A 21726-nucleotide genomic window follows, 5' to 3' on the forward strand; every position below is an offset into this window, starting at 1 on the left:
CTATGACGAAGAAGACTTTGCGCGTTACGCAGGTGCGCAGTTCCCACGGACGGCTGGAGTCACATAAGGCTTGCCTGCGCGGGCTTGGCTTACGTAAGCCCCATCATTGTGTAGAAGTTCCGGGCACGCCGGAGATTTTGGGCATGATTTTCAAAGTCTCCTACCTGCTCAAGGTGGAGGAAATCTGACATGTTTTTGAACACTATCGGCGCGCGGGACGGAAGCCGTCCGGCAAAAAGGCGGCTGGGGCGGGGCATCGGTTCGACACTGGGCAAGACCAGCGGGCGAGGGCATAAGGGACAGAAGGCCCGCGCTGGCGGCTTCCATAAGGTAGGTTTCGAAGGTGGCCAGATGCCGCTGCAGCGCCGGTTACCGAAGGTAGGCTTCAGAAGTGCGAAGAAGCGTTTCGCCGCCGAGGTAACGCTGACCCAACTCGCGAAAATTGCAGGTGGCGTGATAGGGTTGGTGGAACTGAAGGAAGCTGGTCTCGTTCCCTCCGTGGCAAAGACCGTCAAGATTGTTGCCACGGGCTCCATATCGGGAGCCGTAAGTGTGCGCGGTGTTAGCGTGACGCAGGGTGCCCGCGCTGCGATCGAAGCCGCAGGCGGCAAAGTGGAAAGCTGATGAACGCCATCAACCCCCTGATGGCGGATCGCGGCGGCAGGTTCACCGAGCTTCGCCAGCGTTTGCTGTTCGTATTCGGCGCGCTCATCGTTTTCCGGATTGGCGCGCATATTCCAATTCCAGGCGTCGACCCGAAGGCCTTGGCGGCAATGTTCAATCAGCAGGGCAGCTCGATCCTGGACATGGTGAACATGTTTTCCGGTGGCGCGCTCAAGCGGCTGAGCATCTTTGCACTAGGCATCATGCCCTATATCTCGGCATCAATCATTCTGCAGTTGATGACCATCGTCGTGCCGAAGCTGGAGCAGCTGAAGAAGGAGGGCGAATCGGGGCGGAAAAAGATCAACCAGTACACCCGATACGCGACGGTTGTGCTCGCCTCGTTTCAGGCCACCGGCGTTGCGATGGCGTTGCAGAATCAGAGCGCAGGCGGTGCGCCGATCGTGGTTTCCCCGGGATTTCAGTTTGTTGCCCTCACTGCCATTTCACTAGTTACCGGCACCATGTTTTTGATGTGGCTCGGTGAGCAGGTGACCGAGCGTGGGCTGGGAAACGGCATATCGATCATTATATTTGCCGGTATCGTTGCCGGGCTGCCTTCCGCCGTGGGTGGAACGCTCGAACTCGCACGCACGGGCGAGTTGAGTGCGTTCAGCATCATTGGCATAGCCGCGATCGCGGTTGCTGTGACATGGCTCGTGGTATTCGTCGAGAAAGGACAGCGCCGGATTACGATCAACTATGCCAAGCGCCAGGAAGGGCGCCGCATGTATGCTGCGCAGAAGAGCTTCCTGCCGCTGAAGCTGAATATGTCCGGTGTAATCCCGCCGATATTCGCTTCCTCAATCATACTGTTTCCGGCGACCTTGGCGGGCTGGTTCGGCAATTCGGAAAAGTTGGTCTGGCTGCAGGACATAGCGAGTACGCTGTCTCCCGGTCAGCCGCTTTATGTTCTTTGCTATGCGGCAGCGATCATGTTTTTCTGCTTTTTTTATGCGGCATTAGTCTTTAATTCCAATGAAACTGCGGAGAACTTGAAGAAGTCCGGCGCTTTCATTCCGGGGATCCGGCCCGGTCAGCAGACGGCGCGGTATGTGGACACCGTCATGACGCGGCTTACCCTGGTGGGCGGCATCTACATTACTGCCGTGTGCCTGTTGCCGGAGTTCTTGATCGTGTATTGGAACGTGCCATTCTATTTCGGCGGTACCTCGCTATTGATTATCGTCGTCGTGGTTATGGATTTCATGGCACAGATACAGACCTACGTGATTTCTCAGCAATACGAAGGATTGTTGAAGAAAACCAATATCAATATCAGGTGATTTTGTTTCGGATCGCCGAGGAAGCATTATGAAAGTGAGAGCATCTGTTAAGCGTATTTGCCGTAACTGCAAGGTTCTGAAGAGGAACGGCATCGTCCGCATCATTTGTAAGGACGCCCGCCACAAGCAGCGGCAGGGCTGATGGTTCCCATCGTTGTGAGATCGGCAGCGGCTGTGTATAATGGCCGGCTATCGCCCAGCGGCATAGAGTTGGAGTTTGTTTAAATGGCGCGTATTGCTGGAGTCAACATCCCAGATCACAAGCATGTAGTTATTTCACTGACCGCGATCTACGGCATCGGGCGTACGCGTGCAGGTTTGATCTGCGACAGCGCGGGGATCGAGGCTGAAAAGAAAGTCAGAGAGCTGAGCGACGAGCAGGTCGAGCGCTTGCGTGGCGAAGTCGCGAAGTTCGTCGTCGAAGGCGATCTTCGGCGAGAGGTGGCTATGAACATCAAGCGGCTCATGGACCTCGGTTCCTACCGCGGTATGAGGCACCGGCGCGGCTTGCCCGTGCGTGGACAGCGCACCCGCACCAACGCCCGCACCCGCAAGGGGCCGCGTCGTCCGATCAAGAAATAAAGGTACGGTAGAAAATGGCTACGACAGGTCGCCCGGTTAAAAGAATCAAACGAGATATCTCGGACGGTATCGCGCATGTGAGCGCGTCCTTTAATAACACCATAATTACGATTACCGATAGGAAGGGCAACGCTCTTTCGTGGGCTAGCGCCGGCGCATCGGGTTTTCGTGGTTCGCGCAAGAGTACGCCGTTTGCCGCGCAGGTCGCGGCTGAAAAAGCCGGCTTAGTGGCGAAGGAGTACGGGATGAAAAATCTGGACGTCCACGTCACCGGGCCGGGGCCGGGAAGAGAGTCTGCTGTGCGTTCTCTGAACGCATTGGGTTTTAAGATTGTGAATGTCGTAGACACCACGCCGCTGCCGCACAACGGGTGTCGTCCCCCGAAGAAGCGGCGCGTTTGACGAGAGGTTTGTTATGGCTAGGTATCTTGGGCCGAAATGTAAGTTGAGCCGCCGTGAGGGGACCGATCTGTTCCTGAAGTCACGGGGCAAGTCGCTGGATTCGAAATGCAAGCTGGATCAGCCTCCGGGGCAGCATGGGCAGAAGCGGCCTAGGCTGAGCGATTACGCTGCTCAGCTCCGGGAGAAACAAAAGCTGCGGCGCATATACGGCGTCATGGAGCGCCAGTTTCGCAATTACTACGCCGAGGCGTCTCGCTTGAAGGGCTCTACCGGCGAGAATTTGCTGGCGTTGCTCGAGTCTCGGCTCGATAACGTCGTATACCGGATGGGATTTGCGTCTACGCGCGCTGAGGCGCGGCAGCTGGTGTCCCATAAGGCGATCAATTTGAACGGGCGTACACTGAACATTCCGTCTTACCAGGTGCGGAGTGGGGATGTTGTCGAGATTCGCGAGAAGGCGAAATCCCAGGGCCGTGTGAAGGACGCACTTCAGGTGACCGAGCAGTACGGTTTTCCGTCCTGGGTTGACGTCGATGCGAAGGCGATGAAAGGCACGTTTAAGTCGGCGCCTGAAAGAAGTGAGCTGGGCTCGGATATCAACGAGCAGCTGGTCGTCGAGTTGTATTCGAAGTAGCGCGTGACGGGGTATACCTAATATGCACAACTCGCTTGCCGAGCTGATCAAGCCGCGTACGGTAGAGGTGGTTCCGCACGGAACTCATTCTGCTCGCGTGGTCATTGAGCCCCTGGAGAGGGGGTTCGGCCACACCTTGGGCAACGCCTTGAGGCGTGTCCTGCTTTCCGCTATCCCCGGCGCAGCGGTAACGGATGTCGTCATTGATGGCGTGCTGCACGAATATTCGACCATTGAAGGGGTTCAGGAGGACGTGATCGACGTGCTGCTGAATCTCAAGAGTCTTGCCATCCGCCTCAACGGGCCGCACGATGTTTACCTCAACATCGACAAGCAGGGCCCTGGGCAGGTTTTGGCGGGCGACATGGAGGTTCCCCATGACGTCGAGGTGTTGAACCCCGATCTGCTAATCGCGCACATCACGGGAAACGGTCGTTTGCGCATGACGCTTCACGTGCAGAAGGGGAGGGGCTACCAGCCGGTCGCGAGCCGGGCTATCGAAGGCGATTCGGCTATCGGGACCTTGCATGTCGACGCGAGCTTCAGCCCTATTAAGAAGGTGTCCTACGTTGTCGAGAGCGCCCGCGTTGAGCAGCGTACCGACCTCGACCGGTTGGTTATCGAACTCCAGACAAACGGGACGGTTCAGCCGGAGGAAGCTGTTAAGCATGCCGCGAACATTCTTAACCAACATCTCGGCATTCTTGTCGACCTTAAGGGGGAGGATTTGCCGCTTTTCGGTGAGGATGGCCCCCAGTTCGATCCGCTGCTGCTGCACCCCGTGGACGATCTCGAGCTAACGGTTCGTTCAGCTAACTGCCTGAAGGCGGAGAACATATTTTACATCGGGGACCTCATCCAGCGTAGCGAGGCAGATTTGCTCAAGACTCCAAATCTGGGAAAAAAATCGCTTACGGAGATCAAAGACGTTTTGGCGACGAAGGGTTTGTCGCTGGGGATGCGTCTGGAGAATTGGCCGCCGGAAGGTCTCAAGAAGCTGAATCCATAGCCTTTTAGGGTGTAGAAAAACATGCGTCATCGTAAAGCAGGAAGGAAGTTCAATCTGACCAGCAGTCACCGCACTGCTTTGTATCGGAATTTGGCTGCCGCACTCGTTGAGCACGAGATCATTCGGACGACTCTGCCAAAAGCCAAAGAGATCAGGCGTTACGTAGAGCCGCTGATTACCTTGTCGAAGGAAGACAGCGTGGCCGGCCGGCGGCTTGCGTTCGCGAGGCTGCGTAACCGGGACGCGGTGACGAAGCTGTTCAACGATCTTGGTCCCCGGTTCAAGACGCGGCCGGGCGGTTACACACGGATTCTGAAATGCGGCTTTCGGGCGGGCGACGCAAGTCCGATGGCTTTTGTGGAACTCGTGGATCGAGCCTGAGCGTGATTGCCGGGGGCGTGCTCCGGTTTCCCGGCTCGGTTTTTTCGGGGCGCTCAGGCGCCCCGTCTCGTTAGTCGGTAGGTCGGCCTGCCGGACCACCCGCCCAGCCTAGTCTTGCCGTCGAAGACGTCTGTGGCCTCTCCCAGCAAAACCCGTTTTCCGGATTTGGCGCTCCACGAGTGGGAGCGGATATTCGAGGAGCGGAGGCATTTATTCGAAGGGTGTTCCGAATCCTTTCGCCAGTCTCTGGGCTTCGTCTGCGCGTGCAGCCCGTTCTTCCTGGGAGTCTTGAAGCGCGACAGCCATCTGATCCCCATGCTCCGGGCTTTGGCCGAGGATAGCCTTTCGGGCAGGGATGCCGTTACGGATCTGCAGAAACTCGTAGCTGGCGCGGGCGACCGCGACTGCCTGGCGCGTGTATTACGTCAGTGGCGCAATCGCGAAATGGCCATCATTGCTTGGCAGGACATTTCAGGCGAACTCGGTATCGACAAGATATTAGGAAGGATATCGGAAACGGCGGAATTGGCCATCCGAGCGGCTCTCGACTGGCTTTTCGCAGATGCCTGCCGGCGATGGGGTATTCCGACGCGCATAGGCGGTTCGGCGCAGAATCTGGTCGTCTTGGGCATGGGAAAGCTCGGGGGGAGAGAGCTCAATTTTTCGTCCGACATCGACTTGGTCTTTGCCTATGTCGAGGAAGGTGAGCTGCCAGGCCCCATGGGCACGACCTACGCCGAATTTTACACGCGACTTGCACAGTCACTCGTTCATGTCCTCGATGCGGTGACCGAAGACGGATTCGTTTTTCGTGTCGATGTACGGCTGAGGCCTTTCGGCGAGAGCGGTCCGCTCGTGATCAGCTTCGAGTCATGCGAACGCTATTACCAAGCCCAGGCACGCGACTGGGAGCGCTACGCCATGGTAAAGGTCCGTGCGGTGGGGGGGGATGCGGAGGACGGCGCTGAGTTCGAGCGGTTCTTCTACCCGTTCGTGTATCGTCGATACCTCGACTATCGGGTGTTCGGTGAACTGAGGTCGCTAAAATCCAAGATCGTGGCGGAAGTCCGGAGGAAGGACCGGGGCGATAACATCAAGCTGGGCTCCGGCGGAATCCGGGAAATCGAGTTCGTCGGACAGGCGTTCCAGCTGATCCGCGGGGGCCGAAATATTGAGCTGCAGGATCGAAGCATCCTGACGGTCCTGGAGCGAGCCGGGCAACTGCGCCTGCTTGAGCATGAGACAGCGTCGTTTCTCTGTGACGCGTACCGGTTCTTGCGCAAAGTCGAGAACCGGCTCCAGCAGTACGATGACAAGCAGACGCATGACCTACCGGCATCCGAGGAGCGGCGCGAGTTGCTGGCTTACTCCCTGGGTTTCGAGGGCTGGGGGGAGTTTAAGAGGGAGCTCGACGGAGTTCGGAGCCGGGTCCACGGAATTTTCGCCGAGGTGATTGCCGAGCCTTCGCAGAGCGCGTCCGCCGAGCTGCTACTGGATGGGGGCGAGGCGGAGCTATCTGTCGCGCTGGCAGGATTCGAAGGCGCCGCGGACGCCATGGCCAGCCATTTGGTCAATTTCCGTGCCTCGGCGGCTGTTCGGCGGCTCGGTGCCGGTGCCATGGCCGAGCTTCAGCAAGTCATCGGAAAGCTGCTGGCTGAACTCGCGGCTGCCGGCTTTTCCGACCCGGCGAGCATCTTGGCGAGAGTTCTCAAGTTGCTCGAGTCGATCGCCGGCAGGGGGGTGTATTTTTCGCTGCTGGCGGAGAAGCCGGCTGCATTGTCCCAGTTGGTGAGGCTGGCTGCTGCGAGTCCTTGGATCGTGAGGCTCATTTCCGGCGCGCCGATTCTGCTTGACGAACTGCTGGATCCCCGGACCCTGTACAGCCCCCTGACCCGGGAGGCCTTGGGCCGGGAAGCGGACATTCTGGCAGGCAGCCTGACTCCCGACGATGACGAGCAGTTGATGTTGCGGCTCCGGCAGTTCAAGGCCGCGCATCAGTTGCGGATTGCGGCGGCCGACATAATGAACGTCATTCCGGTCATGGTTGTCAGCGATTACCTGACGGACTTGGCCGAGGTAGTGATCGCGCGTGCGCTCGGGCTGGCCTGGAAGTCCGTGGCTGCGCGCCACGGCGTTCCGCCGGTGGCGGCGGGAGCATCTCCGGATTTTCCCGGATTCGGCGTCATCGCCTATGGAAAGCTCGGCGGCATAGAACTGGGCTATGGGTCAGATCTGGATCTGGTTTTTCTCTACGATGGAGTCGCCAGCGACGCCGTAACCGATGGGCCGCGTCCGGTCACCGCCGCCGAGTTTTATGCCCGGGTGGTTCAGCGGATGGTCAGTCTGCTGACGACCGAGATGCTCGGCGGGGCGCTGTATGAAGTCGATCTTCGCTTGCGGCCAAGCGGGAGCTCCGGTCTCCTCGTCAGCAAAGTCGACGCCTATGAAAATTACCAGCTCCACCAAGCCTGGACCTGGGAGCGTCAGGCGCTGGTGAGAGCACGGTTCGTGGCCGGCGACCCGGGGGTGGGCGCGCGCTTCGATGTGATCCGGCGGACCGTGCTTTGCGCGGAGCGGGACAGCCGGCAGGTGAGACTCGATGTTCAGGCGATGCGCGAGAAGATGCGGGAAAGCTTGGCGGACAGGCGGCCCGGCGTGTTCGACTTGAAGCAGGGATTTGGCGGTATTGCCGATATCGAGTTTATTGTACAATTCGGGGTTCTTGTCAGCGCCGCGAAGCATTGCGAGATCACTCGCTGGACCGATACGGTCCGCCTACTGGAAACCCTTCGCACCGCAAACTTCCTGAAGCCAGAGCAGGCGGATCGGCTTCGATGTGCCTACTGCGACTATCGCGGCAAGGCGCATCGTCTTGCTTTGCAAGAGATGCCGGCGTTGGCATCGTCGTCGGAATTTTCCGAACACCGGGCGGCTGTGCAGGCGGTTTGGAAGCAGATCATCGAAGCGCCGGCGCTTTGAGCGAACTGAGGCCGGTGGCAATTTCCCTCTGATTGCAGGAGATCAATTCATGGCAATGGACGATCGGGACGGGCAGATCTGGCTCGATGGGACGTGGCTTCCCTGGCGCGAAGCCAAGGTGCACGTTTTGACCCACACGCTTCACTACGGCTGCGGCGTGTTCGAAGGCCTGCGCGCCTACCGCACGGAACGTGGCCCTTCGGTTTTCAGGCTCCGTGACCATACGGACCGTCTGTTCCGTTCGGCCCACATCATGAAGATGTCGATTCCGTTCGACAAGGACACTCTGGACCAAGCCCAGTTGGAGGCGGTGGCGCGGAATAATCTGGAAAGCGCCTATATCAGGCCGATGTGTTTTTTTGGCGCCGAAGGCATGGGTTTGCACGCTCACGGACTGGCGGTTCATGTGATGGTCGCCGCTTGGCAATGGGGCAGCTATCTGGGGGCCGAAAACATGGCTCGCGGCATCCGCGTGAGAACCTCGTCCTACGCCAGGAATCATGTCAACAGCATCATGTGCAAGGCCAAGGCGAACGGAAACTATCTCAATTCGATCCTTGCCGTCCAGGAAGCGATCGAAGCCGGCTGTGACGAAGCGCTATTGCTGGACCACGAAGGCTACGTTGCCGAAGGAAGCGGTGAAAATATCTTCATCGTTCGCAAGGGAAAGCTCTATACGCCGGATCTGACCTCGGCACTGGAGGGCATCACGCGGGATACCGTGATGACTCTGGCTCAGGAACAAGGCCTGCAAGTCGTGGAAAAACGTATTACCCGTGACGAGGTTTACGTAGCCGACGAGGCATTCTTCACCGGGACGGCCGCCGAAGTCACGCCGATCCGAGAGGTGGATGGGCGAGTGATCGGTGAAGGCGGGCGCGGACCGGTGACGGAAAAGCTGCAGGCGCTGTATTTCGATTATGTGCATGGGCGCCGTTCCGACCATGCCGAATGGCTGAGCTTCGTCTGAGGGCTCTCTCGGCTCAGCCACGCGGCAGGTGGCTGTGTTCTGCCTGCCGCGCAGTCCGTTTGTCCGTTCTACTTTAGCATCAGGAAGAAGGAGCCACTGCCCCGCTGAATGCTGAGGAGGAGCTCGGAGCGGCCCTTGGTGGCACCCTTCAGGTCGTCAAGCGTTCCGATTTCCTCGCGGTTTGCCATCACGATGACGTCCCCGGGGCGCAAGCCAGCCTGAAATGCGTACGACCCCGTGTGGATTTTCTCCACCTGCACGCCGTCCTCGCTGTTCTTGAGTACGACTCCGGAAAGTCTGGGATGGATTTTGCCGCCCTCCTCCTGAACCAGTTTGGGGGCGCGGATCGCCGCTTCACGTACCACTCTTTCCCCCTTGTGCATCACCTCGACTCGGACCTCTTCGCCTATGGGTAGGAGGCCGATGGTATTGCGGACATCCGCGCTGTTCTTGACCGGTCGGTCATTGATGCTGAGAACGACATCGCCGGCTTCCAGTCCTGCGGAAGCGGCGGGAGAGTCTTTTTGGATGCCGGTGACCACGGCGCCCTGGCTCTGGCTCAGTCCGAATGCCTGGGCGAGATCCGGCGTCAGGTCCTGGATGGTGATCCCGATCTGCCCGCGGCGGATTTCGCCCTTTTCGACCAGTTGGGTCATGATGCTTGAGGCCATGTTGGAGGGAATGGCGAACCCGATGCCGACGTTCCCTCCGGTAGGGGCGATGATGGCCGTATTCACGCCGACCAGTTCGCCGCGGAGATTGATCAAGGCGCCTCCGGAATTGCCGGGATTGATCGAAGCGTCGGTCTGGATGAAATCCTCGTAGCCTTCGATGCCTAGCCCGGAACGCCCCAGGGCGCTGACGATGCCGGAGGTCACGGTCTGTCCCAGGCCGAAGGGATTGCCGATGGCGACGACGAAATCGCCGACCTCGAGCTGGCTCGAGTCGCCGATGGGCAGTTCCGTCAGATTCTTGGGTTCGACCTTGATGACGGCCAGATCGGATTCGGGATCGGCTCCGACCAGCTTTGCGCTCAATTGGCGTCCGTCTCTTAGCGTCACACTTATCTCGTCCGCCTTGTCGATCACGTGGTTGTTGGTGAGGATGTAGCCCCGCCGGGCGTCGACGATGACGCCGGAGCCGAGGCTGGAGCTCTCTCGGCGCCTTGGCTGATTCGGAATCCCGAAGAAATGCCGGAAGAAGGGGTCTTGCATCAAGGGGTTTTCGGCGATTTCGATCTGAGTCTTCGTCGAGATGTTCACCACCGCGGGCATGGCTTTTTTCAGCACGGGAGCGAGGCTGGGCATAGGCTGGCCATTGACGCTGGTGGGCAAATCCGCCCAGGCGGGGGGGCAGATGGACAAGCCGCTGGCGGCAAGGAGCAACAGGGCGCTGACGGATTTCATGCGCATGGAATTACCTCCATCATATTTTTCTGCACGAAGTGGCGTGAGGGTCCGAAGTCTAGCTAAATGCCAGCTCGCGCTGCGGCGAACGGGATACTGAGAATATGGGACGTCTGTAGTGCGATAACAATGTCGAAAAGATGGCCCGCTAATGGGGCCGTGCCGGTTCGTCCGGGCGCCCGCGCCGGGATTCGGGGAGAATCAGGCTTTGAGTGTGCTCTGGTCGGCGCCGGGAGCGGCGCTGTCCCGCTGAGTTTCGAGCCAAGTCAGCGACTGGCGCGCCGCGGCTGTCCCGTCCTGGAGTCCTTTGGCGATCAGCTGCCGTCCCGGTATGAGCTTGCCCAGCACCAGTGCGCTGAGGACGACGCCGAAGGAAAGGCAGTAGACCGACCCGTAGACCGCCTTGGCGATCAGGCCGGGTTTGGCGGGTCCGTGGAATGCATCGGCCGGAGTAGTTGAAGGGGCCGAGGCGCGTGCGGTCTTTTCTTCTGTCGCCGATACCAGGCTCAGAACAGGCCCGCGTGGCTTGGACGTAATGGGTACGACTTTCTTGGCCATGGCCCTATTCCTCAACTAGTTCACGAACGAGCGCTTTGATTTCCCTGGCTGCCGGTCCCTTGCTGTCGAACTCGAGTACGGAAAGTCCGGACGCGGCACTTTCGGCATAGGCAACCCTCTGATTTACCGCGGTTTCCGCTACTGGGAAAGGGTAGTCCCTGAGCGCTTCGGCCACATCGCGACCGATAGCCGTATTCACGATTTTCCGGTTGACGATGAATCGCCCTTTCAGGCGTTCCTTGTATATCATAACCTCTTGGATCAACTTGACAATCTCGTCGGCAGCCCAGACGTCGTAAGGGGATGGCTGGACCGGGATGAGGACGAGGTCGGAGGCCATGATGGCCGACCGGGCGAGTTCATTGACCCGGGGGGGGCCGTCGATGATGACGTAGTCATAGCTGCAAGCGAGCTCCGGAACGTCCTTGTGCAAAGTCGGTTTGGCCATGCCGACGACGGGAAACAGAGTGTCACCCTGCCGGGTCGATTGCCAGTCCAGTGCGCTGCCCTGCGGATCGGCATCGATGAGGAGGGTACGCTTGCCCGACAAGGCCAAGGCGGCAGCTATGTTGACCGACAAGGTGGTCTTGCCGACGCCGCCTTTTTGGTTGAGAACGCCGATGATCATACGGGGGTGCCGTTCCGCGGGAAGTACGGTATGGCTATGTATGCTAGTCGATTCCGGCTACGGTTGCATCGGCGGCGGTGCCGAACCGTCTGAATATGCTGATGACCTGAAATGGAGGGGGATGCGCACGCAGGCTTGGGCCGCGCGCGCATCTGTAATGCCGGAGACCGTTATTTGATCTTGGCTTCTTTGTACATGACGTGCTTGCGCACGACCGGATCGAATTTTTTGATTTCCATCTTTTCCGGCATGGTGCGCTTGTTCTTGGTAGTCGTGTAGAAGTGACCGGTGCCGGCGCTGGACACCAACTTGATCTTGTCACGCATGGCTCATCGCTCCTGCAGATTAAACTCTTTCGCCGCGCTTGCGGATGTCTGCCAGGACGGCGTCGATCCCGCACTTGTCGATGACCCTCAAGCCGTGGCTCGAGACCTTGAGGCGAACCCAGCGATTTTCGCTCTCGACCCAGAAACGGCGTTCGTGCAGGTTGGGGTTGAACAGTCTTTTCGTCTTGTTGTTAGCGTGGGAAACGTTATGGCCTACAATACGTCGCTTCCCCGTAACCTGACATACCTTGGACATGGCTTACCTCAATGTCGGCTTGCAGGGTGGAAAAACGTGCTTTATAAGGGTTTGACGGCATTTAGTCAACAGTGAGAGTGGTTCGGGGGAAGCGATGACATTGAAGCTCGGGATCGTGATGGATCCGATCGGCAAGATCAAGATCGGCAAGGACAGCAGCTTCGCGATGTTGCTGGAAGCTCAGGCGCGGGGCTGGGAGCTCTTCTACATGGAACTGAACGATCTTTACCTGCGTGATGGCCGTGCCCATGCACGGGTCAGGCACCTTCAGGTCGAGCGCGATTACGTCCGCTGGTTCGAGTTTCTGGACGAGCGGGACATCGCGCTGGACACGCTCGACGTCATTCTGATGCGCAAGGATCCGCCCTTCGACCAGGAATACATCTATGCGACCTATCTGCTCGAATGCGCCGAGAGCCGGGGCGTGTATGTGGTCAACCGGCCGCGCTCGCTGCGGGATGCCAACGAGAAGCTGTTCACCGCCTGGTTCCCCCAATGCTGCGCGCCGACGCTGGTCGCCCGCGAGGCAGGCCGCGTCCGTGAATTTCTCCGCGAACATGGCGAGATCGTCCTGAAGCCGCTCGACGGCATGGGCGGAGCCTCGATCTTCCGGGTCGCCGAAGGCGATCACAACCTGAGCGTCATTCTCGAAACCATGACTCAGCACAATCGGCGTTTCGTGATGGCCCAGCGATATCTTCCGGAAATCCGGGATGGCGACAAGCGGATACTCGTCGTCAACGGCGAAGCGGTCCCCTATGCCCTGGCGCGCATCCCCGCCCACGGCGAAAGCCGGGGCAATCTGGCGGCCGGCGGGCGGGCGGAAGGGAGGGAGCTGACCGAGCGGGACCGCTGGATCGTGTCGCAGGTCGGGCCCACCCTGCGCCAGCGCGGTCTGGTATTTACCGGTCTCGATGTCATCGGCGATTACCTCACCGAGGTCAACGTCACCAGCCCGACCTGCATCCAGGAGCTGGACACGCTGTTCGGCCTGAACATCAGCGCCATGCTCATGGACCACATCGAGTCGGTCGTGTCCGGGGCGGACCGGGCCCGCGATGTCGCTTGAGTCGCACGACCAAAGCCGCCTGCTGCTCGCGCTGCTGATCGCGTTCGCGATGCATGCGGCGGTGATTCTCGGTCTGAATGCCAAGCCCGCCGCGACATCGCAAGATACGCCCAGGGCTTTCGACGTGACGCTGCTGCGGCTGCCCGCGCCCGATGCGCCGAAACGGGCGGAACATCTGGCGGCGGAGAACCAGCGTGGCGACGACAAGCCGGATCGGGCGGAGCCGTTGCCGGGTAGCAGCGCGGAAAAAATGGCGGAACCGGCGCAGGGAAAAGCGTCGCGACCGGCGACCGAGCGTCCTCCGCGGAAGCCCGTGCTGAAAAGCCCCCGGGTTGAACGGTCCGCCAAGCCCGCGCCCGAGCCCGAACTTGAAGCCGCTCCGCCGGCTCATATTTCCGCCGAATCCTTGAGCCGGCAGATCGCTGAATTCGGTGCGGCCTATGTGCGGCAGCAGGAGGAAGCGCCGCACCCGCGGATGGTGTATATCAATTCGGTCAATGCCCATAAATACAAGGCGGCGGCTTACGAGCGGGCTTGGCAGGACAAGATCGAGCGCATCGGCAACTTGAATTACCCCGAGGAAGCGCGCCGCAAGAACCTGACGGGCAGTCTGCTGCTGAGCGTAGTCCTGCGGCCCGACGGAAGCGTCCACAAGGTACAGGTGCGGCGTTCCTCCGGGGAGCAGGCGCTGGATGATGCGGCGGTGAGGATCGTCCAGCTCGCGGCGCCGTTTGCACCGTTTCCGGTGGAGCTGCGGGAGGAGGCCGATATGCTGGTGATCACCCGCACCTGGAAGTTCTTGAACGGCACGCGTCTGGAGACCGCGCCGTAGTTTGCCGCTTGCGGCGCCGTTGCAGGAGCGCCGATACTAATCACGATGAACCAGGAAACAGCATTTCTCGCCAACCATTTTCTGATCGCCATGCCGGGCTTGGCCGATCCGCATTTTGCGAAAACCGTGACCTTGCTCTGTCAGCACAACGCGGACGGCGCTCTCGGCATCATCATCAACCGTCCGTCCGAACTCAAGCTGGGCGACGTTATGCGGCAGATGGAGATCGAAATGAAAACCGCCGAGATGGGCGATCTGCCGGTGTATTTCGGCGGCCCTGTGCATCCGGAGCGCGGCTTCATTTTGCACGAGCCGGCAACGGTCTGGGCTTCCACCCTGGTGGTTTCCGATCGCCTGGCATTGACGACGTCCAGAGACATTCTGGAAGCGGTCGGGCGGGGCGAAGGGCCGAGCCGCATGCTGCTGGCTCTGGGCTACGCCGGCTGGGGCCAGGGCCAGCTCGAGCGCGAAATCATCGAAAATTCATGGCTCAACGCGCCGTCGGACAACGCGGTCATTTTTGAGCATCCGCCGGTGCGGCGCTGGAAGGCCGCGGCGGATCTCGTGGGCATCGACATCTCGCTGTTGACCAGCCAAGCGGGTCATGGCTGAAGCGCCGCCCGACTCGCGCGGTGCCACTTATCTCGGTTTCGACTTCGGCGAGAGGAACATCGGGGTTGCGGTCGGGCAATCGGTCACAGGCACTGCGGCGCCGCTTCGGACCCTGCGGGCGCAGCCGACCGCGCAGTTCTGGGCCGCCATTTCCGAACTGATCGCGCAATGGCAGCCCGCGGGCCTCGTCGTCGGCCTGTCCCATCAGCAGGACGGCAGCGAAAACCCCATCACGGCGCCGACCTTGCGCTTCTGCAGGCAGCTCGAAGGCCGTTACCGGCTCCCGGTGCATACGGTGGACGAGACGCTCACCACGGCCGAGTCGCGCACCCATTTTTATCAGCGCCGCCGCCGGAAATCGGTCGAGTTCGAGCAGGTGAAGGACGAAATGGCGGCGCAACTGATCCTGCAAACCTGGTTTTCACTTGATAAGGCATCACCGAGGTAATACATGAGTCAAGCGGATCTCGACGTCGAAACGCTGCTGGCGCGTCTGGAAGCTTCATTGCGGGAGGAACTCGTCCGGCGCCGGGTCGACGATCCGGCCATGATCGGCGTCCACACGGGCGGGGCTTGGATCGCGGAAATCTTGCATCGGCGTTTGGGGTTCTCCGAGCCGCTGGGGTATCTGGATATTTCCTTCTATCGGGACGATTACCCGCAATCGGGCATGAATCCGGACGTGCGGGCGAGCAAGCTGCCTTTTCGCGTCGACGGCCGGAACATCGTGCTGATCGACGACGTGCTGTACACCGGCCGTACCGTGCGCGCCGCGTTGAACGAGATCTTCGACTACGGCCGTCCGGCGGAGATCGTGCTCGGCGTGTTGATCGATCGCAACGGGAGGCAGATTCCGATCCAGGCTGACTGCATCGGCGGGCGGGTGGAGCTGGAGCCGGGGCAGCGCATCAAGCTCGTCGGTCCCGAGCCCTTGCAGCTGACGATTCGTGCGGGGGGGCGATGAGCGCGACGGCCGCCGCTGATATCCAGCTCGATGCTTCCGGGCGTCTGCGCCATTTCCTGACGGTCGAAGGGCTGAGCCGGGAGCTGCTGGTCCGGATCATGGACACGGCCGAATCCTTCGCCGGCGTGACGGCGCAGAACGTCAAGAAGGTGCCTCTGCTGCGCGGCAAGACCGTGGTCAATCTGTTCTTCGAAAACAGCACGCGGACCCGGACGACCTTCGAACTCGCCGCCAAGCGCTTGTCCGCCGACGTCCTCAACATCAACATCGCCACCTCTGCGACCTCCAAGGGCGAAAGCCTGCTCGACACCGTCCGCAACCTGGAGGCGATGCACGTCGACATGTTCGTGGTGCGCCATGCCCAGAGCGGCGCCGCCCATTTCATCGCCCGCCATGTTGCGCCCCACATCAGCGTGCTCAATGCGGGTGACGGCCGTCATGCCCACCCGACCCAGGCCATGCTGGACGTGTTCACGATCCGGCGTTGCAAGGGCGAATTCGCCGGCCTCAAGGTGGCCATCGTCGGCGACATCCTGCATTCCCGGGTGGCGCGTTCGGAGATCTGGGCGCTCAATACGCTGGGTGTGGATGAGGTGCGGGTGGTGGCGCCCAAGACTCTGCTGCCGGCCCACGTCGAAGCCTTGGGCGTGGTGCCTTACCATGATCTGAGCGAGGGATTGCGCGACGTCGACGTGGTGATCATGTTGCGCTTGCAGCTCGAGCGCATGGGCAGCGCGTTCATTCCGTCCGAACACGAATATTTCCAGCGCTTCGGCCTGACCGAAAGGCGTCTGGAGAAAGCCAGGCCGGACGCCATCGTCATGCATCCCGGGCCGATCAACCGCGGCATCGAAATCGATTCAGCGATCGCCGACGGTCCCCGTTCCGTGATCCTCCCGCAGGTGACGAACGGCATCGCGGTGCGCATGGCGGTGATGTCCATGGCCATGCACGCCGGTCCGGACAGGGAGGTGGCGGCATGAGCGGCGAACGCATCATCATCGAAGGCGGCCGCATCGTCGATCCGGCTTCCGGCTTCGACGGACCGGGCATGGTATGCGTCGCGGACGGCGTCGTCGCCAGCGTCGGCGGCCTGCCGGACGGATTCGAGGCCGATCGCCGCATCGATGCGGCCGGGCAAATCGTGTGTCCCGGATTCATCGACCTGTGCGCCCGGCTCAGGGAGCCGGGGCAGGAGCACAAGGGCAGCATCGCCTCGGAAAGCGCCGCCGCGGCGGCCGGCGGCGTTACTACGCTGTGCTGTCCGCCGGACACCGTTCCGGTCATCGACACCCCCGCCGTGGTCAAGCTGGTCACCGAGCGTGCCGAGCAGGCGGCTAAAGTCCGGGTGCTGCCCATCGGCGCCCTGACCCGCGGCCTCACGGGGACCGATCTGAGCGAAATGTACGCGCTGAAGCGCGCGGGCTGCCTGGCGCTGGGCAATGCCGACCGGCCTCTCGCCCATCCGCTGGTGCTGCGGCGGGCCTTGGAGTACGCGGCGAGTTTCGATCTCGTCGTGGTGTTCCGTCCCGAGGACCCGTGGCTGCGCAGCCAGGGCTGCGTCCATGAAGGGGCGGTGAGCAGCCGCCTGGGTCTGCCCGGCATACCGGAGACGGCGGAAACGGTTGCAGTCGCCCAGGCTCTCCCGTTGATCGAGCAGACCGGGGTGCGCGCGCACTTCGGCCAGCTCAGCAGCGGCCGCGCGGTGGAAATGGTCGCCGAGGCCCGGGCGCGAGGCGTGCATGTCAGCGCGGACGTGGCGGTGCATCACCTGCACCTCACCGAGTCGAGCGTCGACGGCTTCGATGCGCTTTGCCACAGCCGTCCGCCGTTTCGTACGACAGCCGATCGCGATGCGTTGCGCGCCGCCGTGGCCGACGGCCGGATTTCGGCTGTGTGCTCGGACCATCAGCCGCATGAAACGGATGCCAAGCTCGATGTGTTTCCCGCAACCGAGCCCGGCCTGTCTTCGCTCCAGACCCTGCTGCCGCTGATGTGCGCCTTGGTGGCGGAGGGGCGGCTGTCGTTGTCTGATGCCATTGCCCGCGTGACAGCGGGGCCGGCGGCAATACTCGGCCTGGATTCCGGCCGGCTGGCGCCGGGCGCACCGGCTGACATCTGCGTGTTCGATCCGGCGGCGGCGTGGGTGCCCGCGCACGGTGGCTGGCTCAGCGCGGGCCGCAACACGCCGTTCTGGGAGTGGCCGTTGACCGGCCGGGTGACCGCTACCCTGGCCGGCGGGCGGCTGGTTTACGCGCTGTGAAGCCTGCGTTTCACTTCAATTCCGGCAGGTCGGTTTCCAGCATCCAGCGTTCCTTGTCGATGTCGTAGCGCCACATCTCCTCCTCGACCATGCTGCGTTCGGTGAGCTCGTCCGGCCGCAGGTAGCGGATCTCGACCGTCTGGAACAGCAGGGCGGAGGGCTCCTCGCTGTGCCTGTAGCGCACCTGGTAACCTGTGACCTTGTAGCCGTTCAGACGGTCGAGGCGCTGCTCGGGACGGGGCCGCCTGACCTGGTAGATCGTTGCCTTTTCCCACAGGCCCCAGCGAATCGCCGATTCGTATCCCGTCAGGGTTTCGTCCTGCCGCATCAGGCCGATGTCGTGGCTGCAGCCGGCGAGCGATGCCATTGCAAGCGCAAGCGCATGGAAATTCTTGGGCATGAGGCGTTTTACGTGTGATTCGGGTGGGTCCGAAAATTATATAATGCGACGGTAGGTTTGCTGGGATCGCGGGATTTGTGCCAGCGTCGAGCATCCGTTTCCCCCATGGGGGAATGATCCATGGAGAAATCATATGAGCCAGTCTGTAGAGCAGAAAGACAGCGGGTTGTCGAGCAAGGCCATGCGCGTTCTCGCCGTCGTGATGGCGGTGCTCGCGGTCATCTATTTCCTCCCGGCATTCATGTCGAGAACCGCGGAAATCAATGGGGTGACCAAGGCTGCGGCATACAAGTCCGCGATGAAGGTCAAGCGCTACCTGTCGACCAACGATCGCGTGATCTTCGATACGGCGTTCGGCCTCCTCGACAAGATCAAGTCGCAGGAGGGGCCGGACGCCTTCGCCAAGGCGGTGGACGGTATGACGCCCGAAGAGGTCATCGAACTGGCAAGGACTGCGGTCAACGCTAGGATCGCGGCGGGTGATCCGGAGTTCAGGCAGTACGCTTCCTGGGACGACATGATTGCGAAGCTGGTGGATACCAGCCTCGGTTCCTCGCGTTCACGCCAGGGCGCAGGGCAGCAGCCGGCGCCGCTGCGCCAGTCGGAGCGTCCCGGCCGTCCGCAGTGAGTTTCGGAGGGACCTTGACAGCGGACGTGGCCACGCTCACGCCGGTCGGCGGCCACGACCATCAGGGGTGCATAGATCGCGCCCTGGGCCGTGCCGAAAAACTCTGCAGCGAGCGCGGGGTGCGCTTCACGCCGCTGCGGCGCAAAGTGCTCGCGCTGATCTGGGAAAACCACGAGGCGGTCAAGGCTTACGACCTGCTCGAACTGCTCAAGTCGTTCGATCCGTCGGCCAAGCCCGCAACCGTATACCGGGCGCTGGATTTCCTGCTGGAGCAGGGCTTCATCCACCGCGTCGAGAGCCTCAATGCCTTCATCGGCTGCAGTGACGTGGGACGCCAGCACGAGCTCCTGCTGCTGATCTGCGACCGCTGTCATACGGTCGAAGAGCGTGCCGCCTCATCCGTCATGGCCGCCGTGGCTGCGGAAATCGCCTCGGCCGGTTTTCGCGTTCGCTACAAGGCGCTGGAAATACACGGCATTTGCACGGCTTGCGCGGCGCAAGAACCTTCCTTTTGAGTTTTTCCGGAATTCCTGCCTGACCACTGGTGCGGGTTGCGGCATCGTCCTGGCGCGACAAGGGTCGGCTTGTTTTTGTTACTTTATAACATATATAATTTCGCCCGCTGCTAGAGCTGCTCTTCGGGTTGGCTGCGAGTGTTTGCCGGAACATAAGGGAGCGGATGGCGCGAGACGAGTGACGATATAACATCATTGCTGATCCAAGAAAGGTTCAGGAAGCATCATGCTCAAACGATTTTCCCTGTCTTTGTGCTCCATTGCGTTAGCGGCGCCGATCCATGCCGCCGAGGTTTCCGAGCCAGCGGGCAAGCGGGTCCCTAGCGAGAAGGATCAGCCCGCCGCCGGTGTGGAGCCGGCTCCTGTGCAGCTCGAACCGGTCGTCATCAGCAGTCCGTTGGAAGAAAGGGTCTCCGAAATGGCGCGGCCGGTGACCGTGCTGACGGGCAGCGAATTGCGCCGGAAGATTGGGGGCACGATCGGTGAAACCCTCAAGCAGGAAGCCGGCGTGACCAGCGAATCCTTCGGTCCGGGCGTAGGCATACCGGTGATCCGGGGACAGACGGGGCCACGTGTCCAGGTTATGACCAACAGCATAGGCACCGGCGACGTGTCGCAGATCAGCCCGGACCATGCCAATGCGGTGGAACCGGTGCTGGCCGACCGCGTGGAAGTACTGCGCGGTCCGGCGACTCTGCTGTACGGCAGCGGGGCGATCGGCGGCATCGTCAACGTCCTCGACAACCGCATTCCCTCGCTGGTGCCGGACAAACTGATGACGGCGACCGGGGAACAGCGGTTCAACTCGGTCTCGGGCCAGACCACGACCAATCTCAAGGTAGAGGGCGGCCAGGATCTGGTGTCCTATCATCTGGACGGCTTTTACCGCGATGGCAACAATCTGCACATCGGCGGTCCGGCGATCGCCGAGACTCAGGCGCGCCAGACCGACCTGGCTTTGCAAGGCAGCCCGATTCAGAATTCCTACGGCGTCATCCCCAACACCGAAAATCGGGCCAAGGGCGGTTCTGCCGGTTTTTCCCTCGTGGGCGAGCCGGGCTTCGCCGGGGTGTCGATCAACTATCTCGGCAACAACTACGGCATTCCGCCCGATGGCTCGCCTGGCGCGGGTGACACCCGGATCAACCTCAAGGAGTCGCGCTACGATTTCAAGAGCGAGCTGAACGCCCCGGTGGATTTCGTCGAGACCGTGCGCATGCGCTTCGGCCACATCAATTACACCCACACCGAGCTGGACGACAGCGTGGCGGCCGCCCGTTTCAACAAGACGACCAACGAAGGCCGTCTGGAAGTTGTGCATCAGCCCATCGGCATCGTGAAGGGTGTCGTTGGGGTACAGATGAGTTCGGCCGATTTCGAGGCGATCGAAATCGGCTCCCCTGACGCGCTGGTGCCCAAATCGCAGCTCGGCAGCTACGGCGTGTTCGCGGTCGAATCCTTCGAGCTCGGCGCGGGGCTCTATGAGCTGGGACTCCGAGGAGAATCCGATTCCGTCGACCCGCAAGGCGGCCCCAACCGCAGTTATGCGCCGATCAGCGCCTCCGGCTCCGGGCAGTGGAAGCTCGACGACGAACACACCGTCAGCTTCGCCGCGACCCGCTCGCAGCGGGCGCCCCAGGTGCAGGAGCTGTTCACCGACGGCGTGCACGATGCCACTCACAGCTACGAGCTGGGCGATCCCAATCTCATTGAGGAGACCTCCTACAACTTCGACTGGGGCTACCGCTACAAGAGCCATGGCATCAGCGCCGAGCTCAACGTGTTCCAGAATTTCGTGAACGACTACATCTACCAGCAGATCACGGATGAGGTGTTCAACGAAGATACCGAACAGTTCGAGAACGCGTGCACGAGTCCGGGCGCCTGTTTCCCGGTAGTGCAGACCACTCAGGCCGGCGCGTATTTCCTGGGCTATGAAGGCAACGTCAAATTTCCGCTGATGGAGAACCATTACGGCGTGATCGACCTGACCCTGTTCAGCGACTTCACCCGCGGCCAGTTCGTCAACGGCGGCAACGTGCCGCGCATGCCGCCGCTGCGCTACGGCTTCCAGCTCGACTATGCCTACGACGAGCACTGGAGCAGCAATCTGCGGCTGACTCGCGGTGAGAAGCAGATCTATGCCGGCCAGAACGATGCCATGACCAACGGCTACGTGCTGCTCAACCTGGGTGTGCAGTACGAGGTCAAGGCATTCAAGGACGCCGACGTGCTGGTCTTCGCTCAAGGCAACAACCTGCTCAACGACAACATCCGAAACTCCACCTCCTACCTGCGCTATTTCGCGCCGGAGGCGGGGCGCGGGGCGGAGTTGGGCATACGGATCACCTACTAGGAAGTGCA

General features: G+C 61.1%; 27 protein-coding genes. 21 read left to right on the plus strand and 6 right to left on the minus strand.

The genetic code is table 11. The annotated features are described in order from the left end of the window. Positions 1-2: 2 nt before the first annotated feature. From rpmD to OOT43_RS16945, 11 genes are all read left to right on the plus strand, one after another. A complete protein-coding gene (gene rpmD / locus OOT43_RS16895; protein WP_266021824.1) occupies positions 3-188 on the plus strand; it encodes a 50S ribosomal protein L30 in 186 nt (61 codons plus the stop codon). 1 nt (position 189) lies between these two features. Further along, positions 190-624: a 50S ribosomal protein L15 gene (rplO, locus tag OOT43_RS16900; RefSeq protein ID WP_266021826.1), complete on the plus strand. Its 435-nt coding sequence runs from the start codon at positions 190-192 to the stop codon at positions 622-624. Further along, the gene (gene secY / locus OOT43_RS16905) at positions 624-1949 is read left to right on the plus strand and encodes a preprotein translocase subunit SecY (RefSeq protein WP_266021827.1); all 1326 of its coding nucleotides are present in this window, start codon (positions 624-626) and stop codon (positions 1947-1949) included. The genes rplO and secY overlap by 1 nt, the downstream gene beginning before the upstream one ends. Before the next feature lie 28 nt (positions 1950-1977). After that, positions 1978-2091, plus strand: coding sequence for a 50S ribosomal protein L36 (gene rpmJ, locus OOT43_RS16910; RefSeq protein WP_010961579.1), 114 nt, complete (start codon positions 1978-1980; stop codon positions 2089-2091). Between the two features lie 83 nt (positions 2092-2174). Then, positions 2175-2531, plus strand: coding sequence for a 30S ribosomal protein S13 (gene rpsM, locus OOT43_RS16915; RefSeq protein ID WP_266021828.1), 357 nt, complete (start codon positions 2175-2177; stop codon positions 2529-2531). Between the two features lie 14 nt (positions 2532-2545). After that, positions 2546-2932, plus strand: coding sequence for a 30S ribosomal protein S11 (gene rpsK, locus OOT43_RS16920; RefSeq protein ID WP_266021829.1), 387 nt, complete (start codon positions 2546-2548; stop codon positions 2930-2932). A gap of 13 nt (positions 2933-2945) precedes the next feature. Next, positions 2946-3566, plus strand: coding sequence for a 30S ribosomal protein S4 (gene rpsD, locus OOT43_RS16925; RefSeq protein ID WP_266021830.1), 621 nt, complete (start codon positions 2946-2948; stop codon positions 3564-3566). 22 nt (positions 3567-3588) lie between these two features. Continuing rightward, positions 3589-4575 (plus strand): DNA-directed RNA polymerase subunit alpha, encoded by a 987-nt coding sequence (locus tag OOT43_RS16930; protein ID WP_266021831.1) that lies wholly within the window; start codon positions 3589-3591, stop codon positions 4573-4575. Positions 4576-4596: 21 nt separating this feature from the next. Continuing rightward, positions 4597-4956, plus strand: a complete 360-nt coding sequence (gene rplQ, locus OOT43_RS16935; protein WP_266021832.1) for a 50S ribosomal protein L17 — start codon at positions 4597-4599, stop codon at positions 4954-4956. A 132-nt stretch (positions 4957-5088) separates the two neighbouring features. Then, positions 5089-7935, plus strand: coding sequence for a bifunctional [glutamate--ammonia ligase]-adenylyl-L-tyrosine phosphorylase/[glutamate--ammonia-ligase] adenylyltransferase (gene glnE / locus OOT43_RS16940; RefSeq protein WP_266021833.1), 2847 nt, complete (start codon positions 5089-5091; stop codon positions 7933-7935). A 49-nt stretch (positions 7936-7984) separates the two neighbouring features. Then, complete coding sequence (locus OOT43_RS16945; protein ID WP_266021834.1) at positions 7985-8905, plus strand: branched-chain amino acid transaminase; 921 nt, start codon at positions 7985-7987, stop codon at positions 8903-8905. 68 nt (positions 8906-8973) lie between these two features. Here OOT43_RS16945 and OOT43_RS16950 read toward each other — a convergent pair whose 3' ends face one another. The 5 genes from OOT43_RS16950 to rpmB all read right to left on the minus strand — a co-directional run bounded on the left by OOT43_RS16950 (position 8974) and on the right by rpmB (position 12079). Then, positions 8974-10317, minus strand: coding sequence for a DegQ family serine endoprotease (locus OOT43_RS16950; RefSeq protein ID WP_266021835.1), 1344 nt, complete (start codon positions 10315-10317; stop codon positions 8974-8976). Positions 10318-10512: 195 nt separating this feature from the next. After that, positions 10513-10869, minus strand: coding sequence for a hypothetical protein (locus OOT43_RS16955; RefSeq protein WP_266021836.1), 357 nt, complete (start codon positions 10867-10869; stop codon positions 10513-10515). A 4-nt stretch (positions 10870-10873) separates the two neighbouring features. Next, entirely contained in the window at positions 10874-11497 is a 624-nt protein-coding gene (gene parA, locus OOT43_RS16960; protein ID WP_266021837.1) for a ParA family partition ATPase, read from the minus strand. Between the two features lie 170 nt (positions 11498-11667). Further along, a complete protein-coding gene (gene rpmG / locus OOT43_RS16965; RefSeq protein WP_169604309.1) occupies positions 11668-11823 on the minus strand; it encodes a 50S ribosomal protein L33 in 156 nt (51 codons plus the stop codon). Positions 11824-11842: 19 nt separating this feature from the next. Next, positions 11843-12079, minus strand: a complete 237-nt coding sequence (gene rpmB / locus OOT43_RS16970; protein WP_169604308.1) for a 50S ribosomal protein L28 — start codon at positions 12077-12079, stop codon at positions 11843-11845. Positions 12080-12173: 94 nt separating this feature from the next. Here rpmB and gshB point away from each other — a divergent pair, with 94 nt between their 5' ends. The 7 genes from gshB to OOT43_RS17005 are packed head-to-tail and all read left to right on the plus strand — an operon-like array spanning position 12174 to position 17819. After that, entirely contained in the window at positions 12174-13148 is a 975-nt protein-coding gene (gene gshB, locus OOT43_RS16975; RefSeq protein ID WP_266021838.1) for a glutathione synthase, read from the plus strand. Then, complete coding sequence (locus tag OOT43_RS16980) at positions 13138-13980, plus strand: energy transducer TonB (RefSeq protein WP_266021839.1); 843 nt, start codon at positions 13138-13140, stop codon at positions 13978-13980. The genes gshB and OOT43_RS16980 overlap by 11 nt, the downstream gene beginning before the upstream one ends. Before the next feature lie 45 nt (positions 13981-14025). After that, positions 14026-14592, plus strand: a complete 567-nt coding sequence (locus OOT43_RS16985) for a YqgE/AlgH family protein (RefSeq protein ID WP_266021840.1) — start codon at positions 14026-14028, stop codon at positions 14590-14592. Then, entirely contained in the window at positions 14585-15040 is a 456-nt protein-coding gene (gene ruvX, locus OOT43_RS16990) for a Holliday junction resolvase RuvX (RefSeq protein ID WP_266021841.1), read from the plus strand. Before OOT43_RS16985 ends, ruvX begins: the two co-directional genes overlap by 8 nt. A 3-nt stretch (positions 15041-15043) precedes the next feature. Beyond that, positions 15044-15556 (plus strand): bifunctional pyr operon transcriptional regulator/uracil phosphoribosyltransferase PyrR, encoded by a 513-nt coding sequence (pyrR, locus tag OOT43_RS16995; RefSeq protein WP_266021842.1) that lies wholly within the window; start codon positions 15044-15046, stop codon positions 15554-15556. After that, a complete protein-coding gene (locus OOT43_RS17000) occupies positions 15553-16539 on the plus strand; it encodes an aspartate carbamoyltransferase catalytic subunit (RefSeq protein WP_266021843.1) in 987 nt (328 codons plus the stop codon). Before pyrR ends, OOT43_RS17000 begins: the two co-directional genes overlap by 4 nt. After that, complete coding sequence (locus tag OOT43_RS17005) at positions 16536-17819, plus strand: dihydroorotase (RefSeq protein WP_266021844.1); 1284 nt, start codon at positions 16536-16538, stop codon at positions 17817-17819. The genes OOT43_RS17000 and OOT43_RS17005 overlap by 4 nt, the downstream gene beginning before the upstream one ends. Before the next feature lie 10 nt (positions 17820-17829). On the opposite strand, the gene OOT43_RS17010 is transcribed toward OOT43_RS17005, so the two are convergent. Beyond that, positions 17830-18219 carry a hypothetical protein gene (locus OOT43_RS17010; RefSeq protein WP_266021845.1) on the minus strand — a complete coding sequence of 130 codons (390 nt, stop codon included), beginning with the start codon at positions 18217-18219 and terminating at the stop codon, positions 17830-17832. A gap of 133 nt (positions 18220-18352) precedes the next feature. Here OOT43_RS17010 and OOT43_RS17015 point away from each other — a divergent pair, with 133 nt between their 5' ends. The 3 genes from OOT43_RS17015 to OOT43_RS17025 all read left to right on the plus strand — a co-directional run bounded on the left by OOT43_RS17015 (position 18353) and on the right by OOT43_RS17025 (position 21718). Further along, positions 18353-18847: a hypothetical protein gene (locus OOT43_RS17015; RefSeq protein WP_266021847.1), complete on the plus strand. Its 495-nt coding sequence runs from the start codon at positions 18353-18355 to the stop codon at positions 18845-18847. A gap of 14 nt (positions 18848-18861) precedes the next feature. Continuing rightward, on the plus strand, positions 18862-19362 hold the full coding sequence (locus OOT43_RS17020; protein WP_266021848.1) for a transcriptional repressor: 501 nt from the start codon (positions 18862-18864) through the stop codon (positions 19360-19362). Positions 19363-19588: 226 nt separating this feature from the next. Further along, positions 19589-21718 carry a TonB-dependent receptor gene (locus OOT43_RS17025; RefSeq protein WP_266021849.1) on the plus strand — a complete coding sequence of 710 codons (2130 nt, stop codon included), beginning with the start codon at positions 19589-19591 and terminating at the stop codon, positions 21716-21718. Positions 21719-21726 lie beyond the last annotated feature (8 nt).

Origin of the sequence: Methylococcus mesophilus (assembly GCF_026247885.1) — a bacterium.
GTDB lineage: Bacteria > Pseudomonadota > Gammaproteobacteria > Methylococcales > Methylococcaceae > Methylococcus > Methylococcus mesophilus.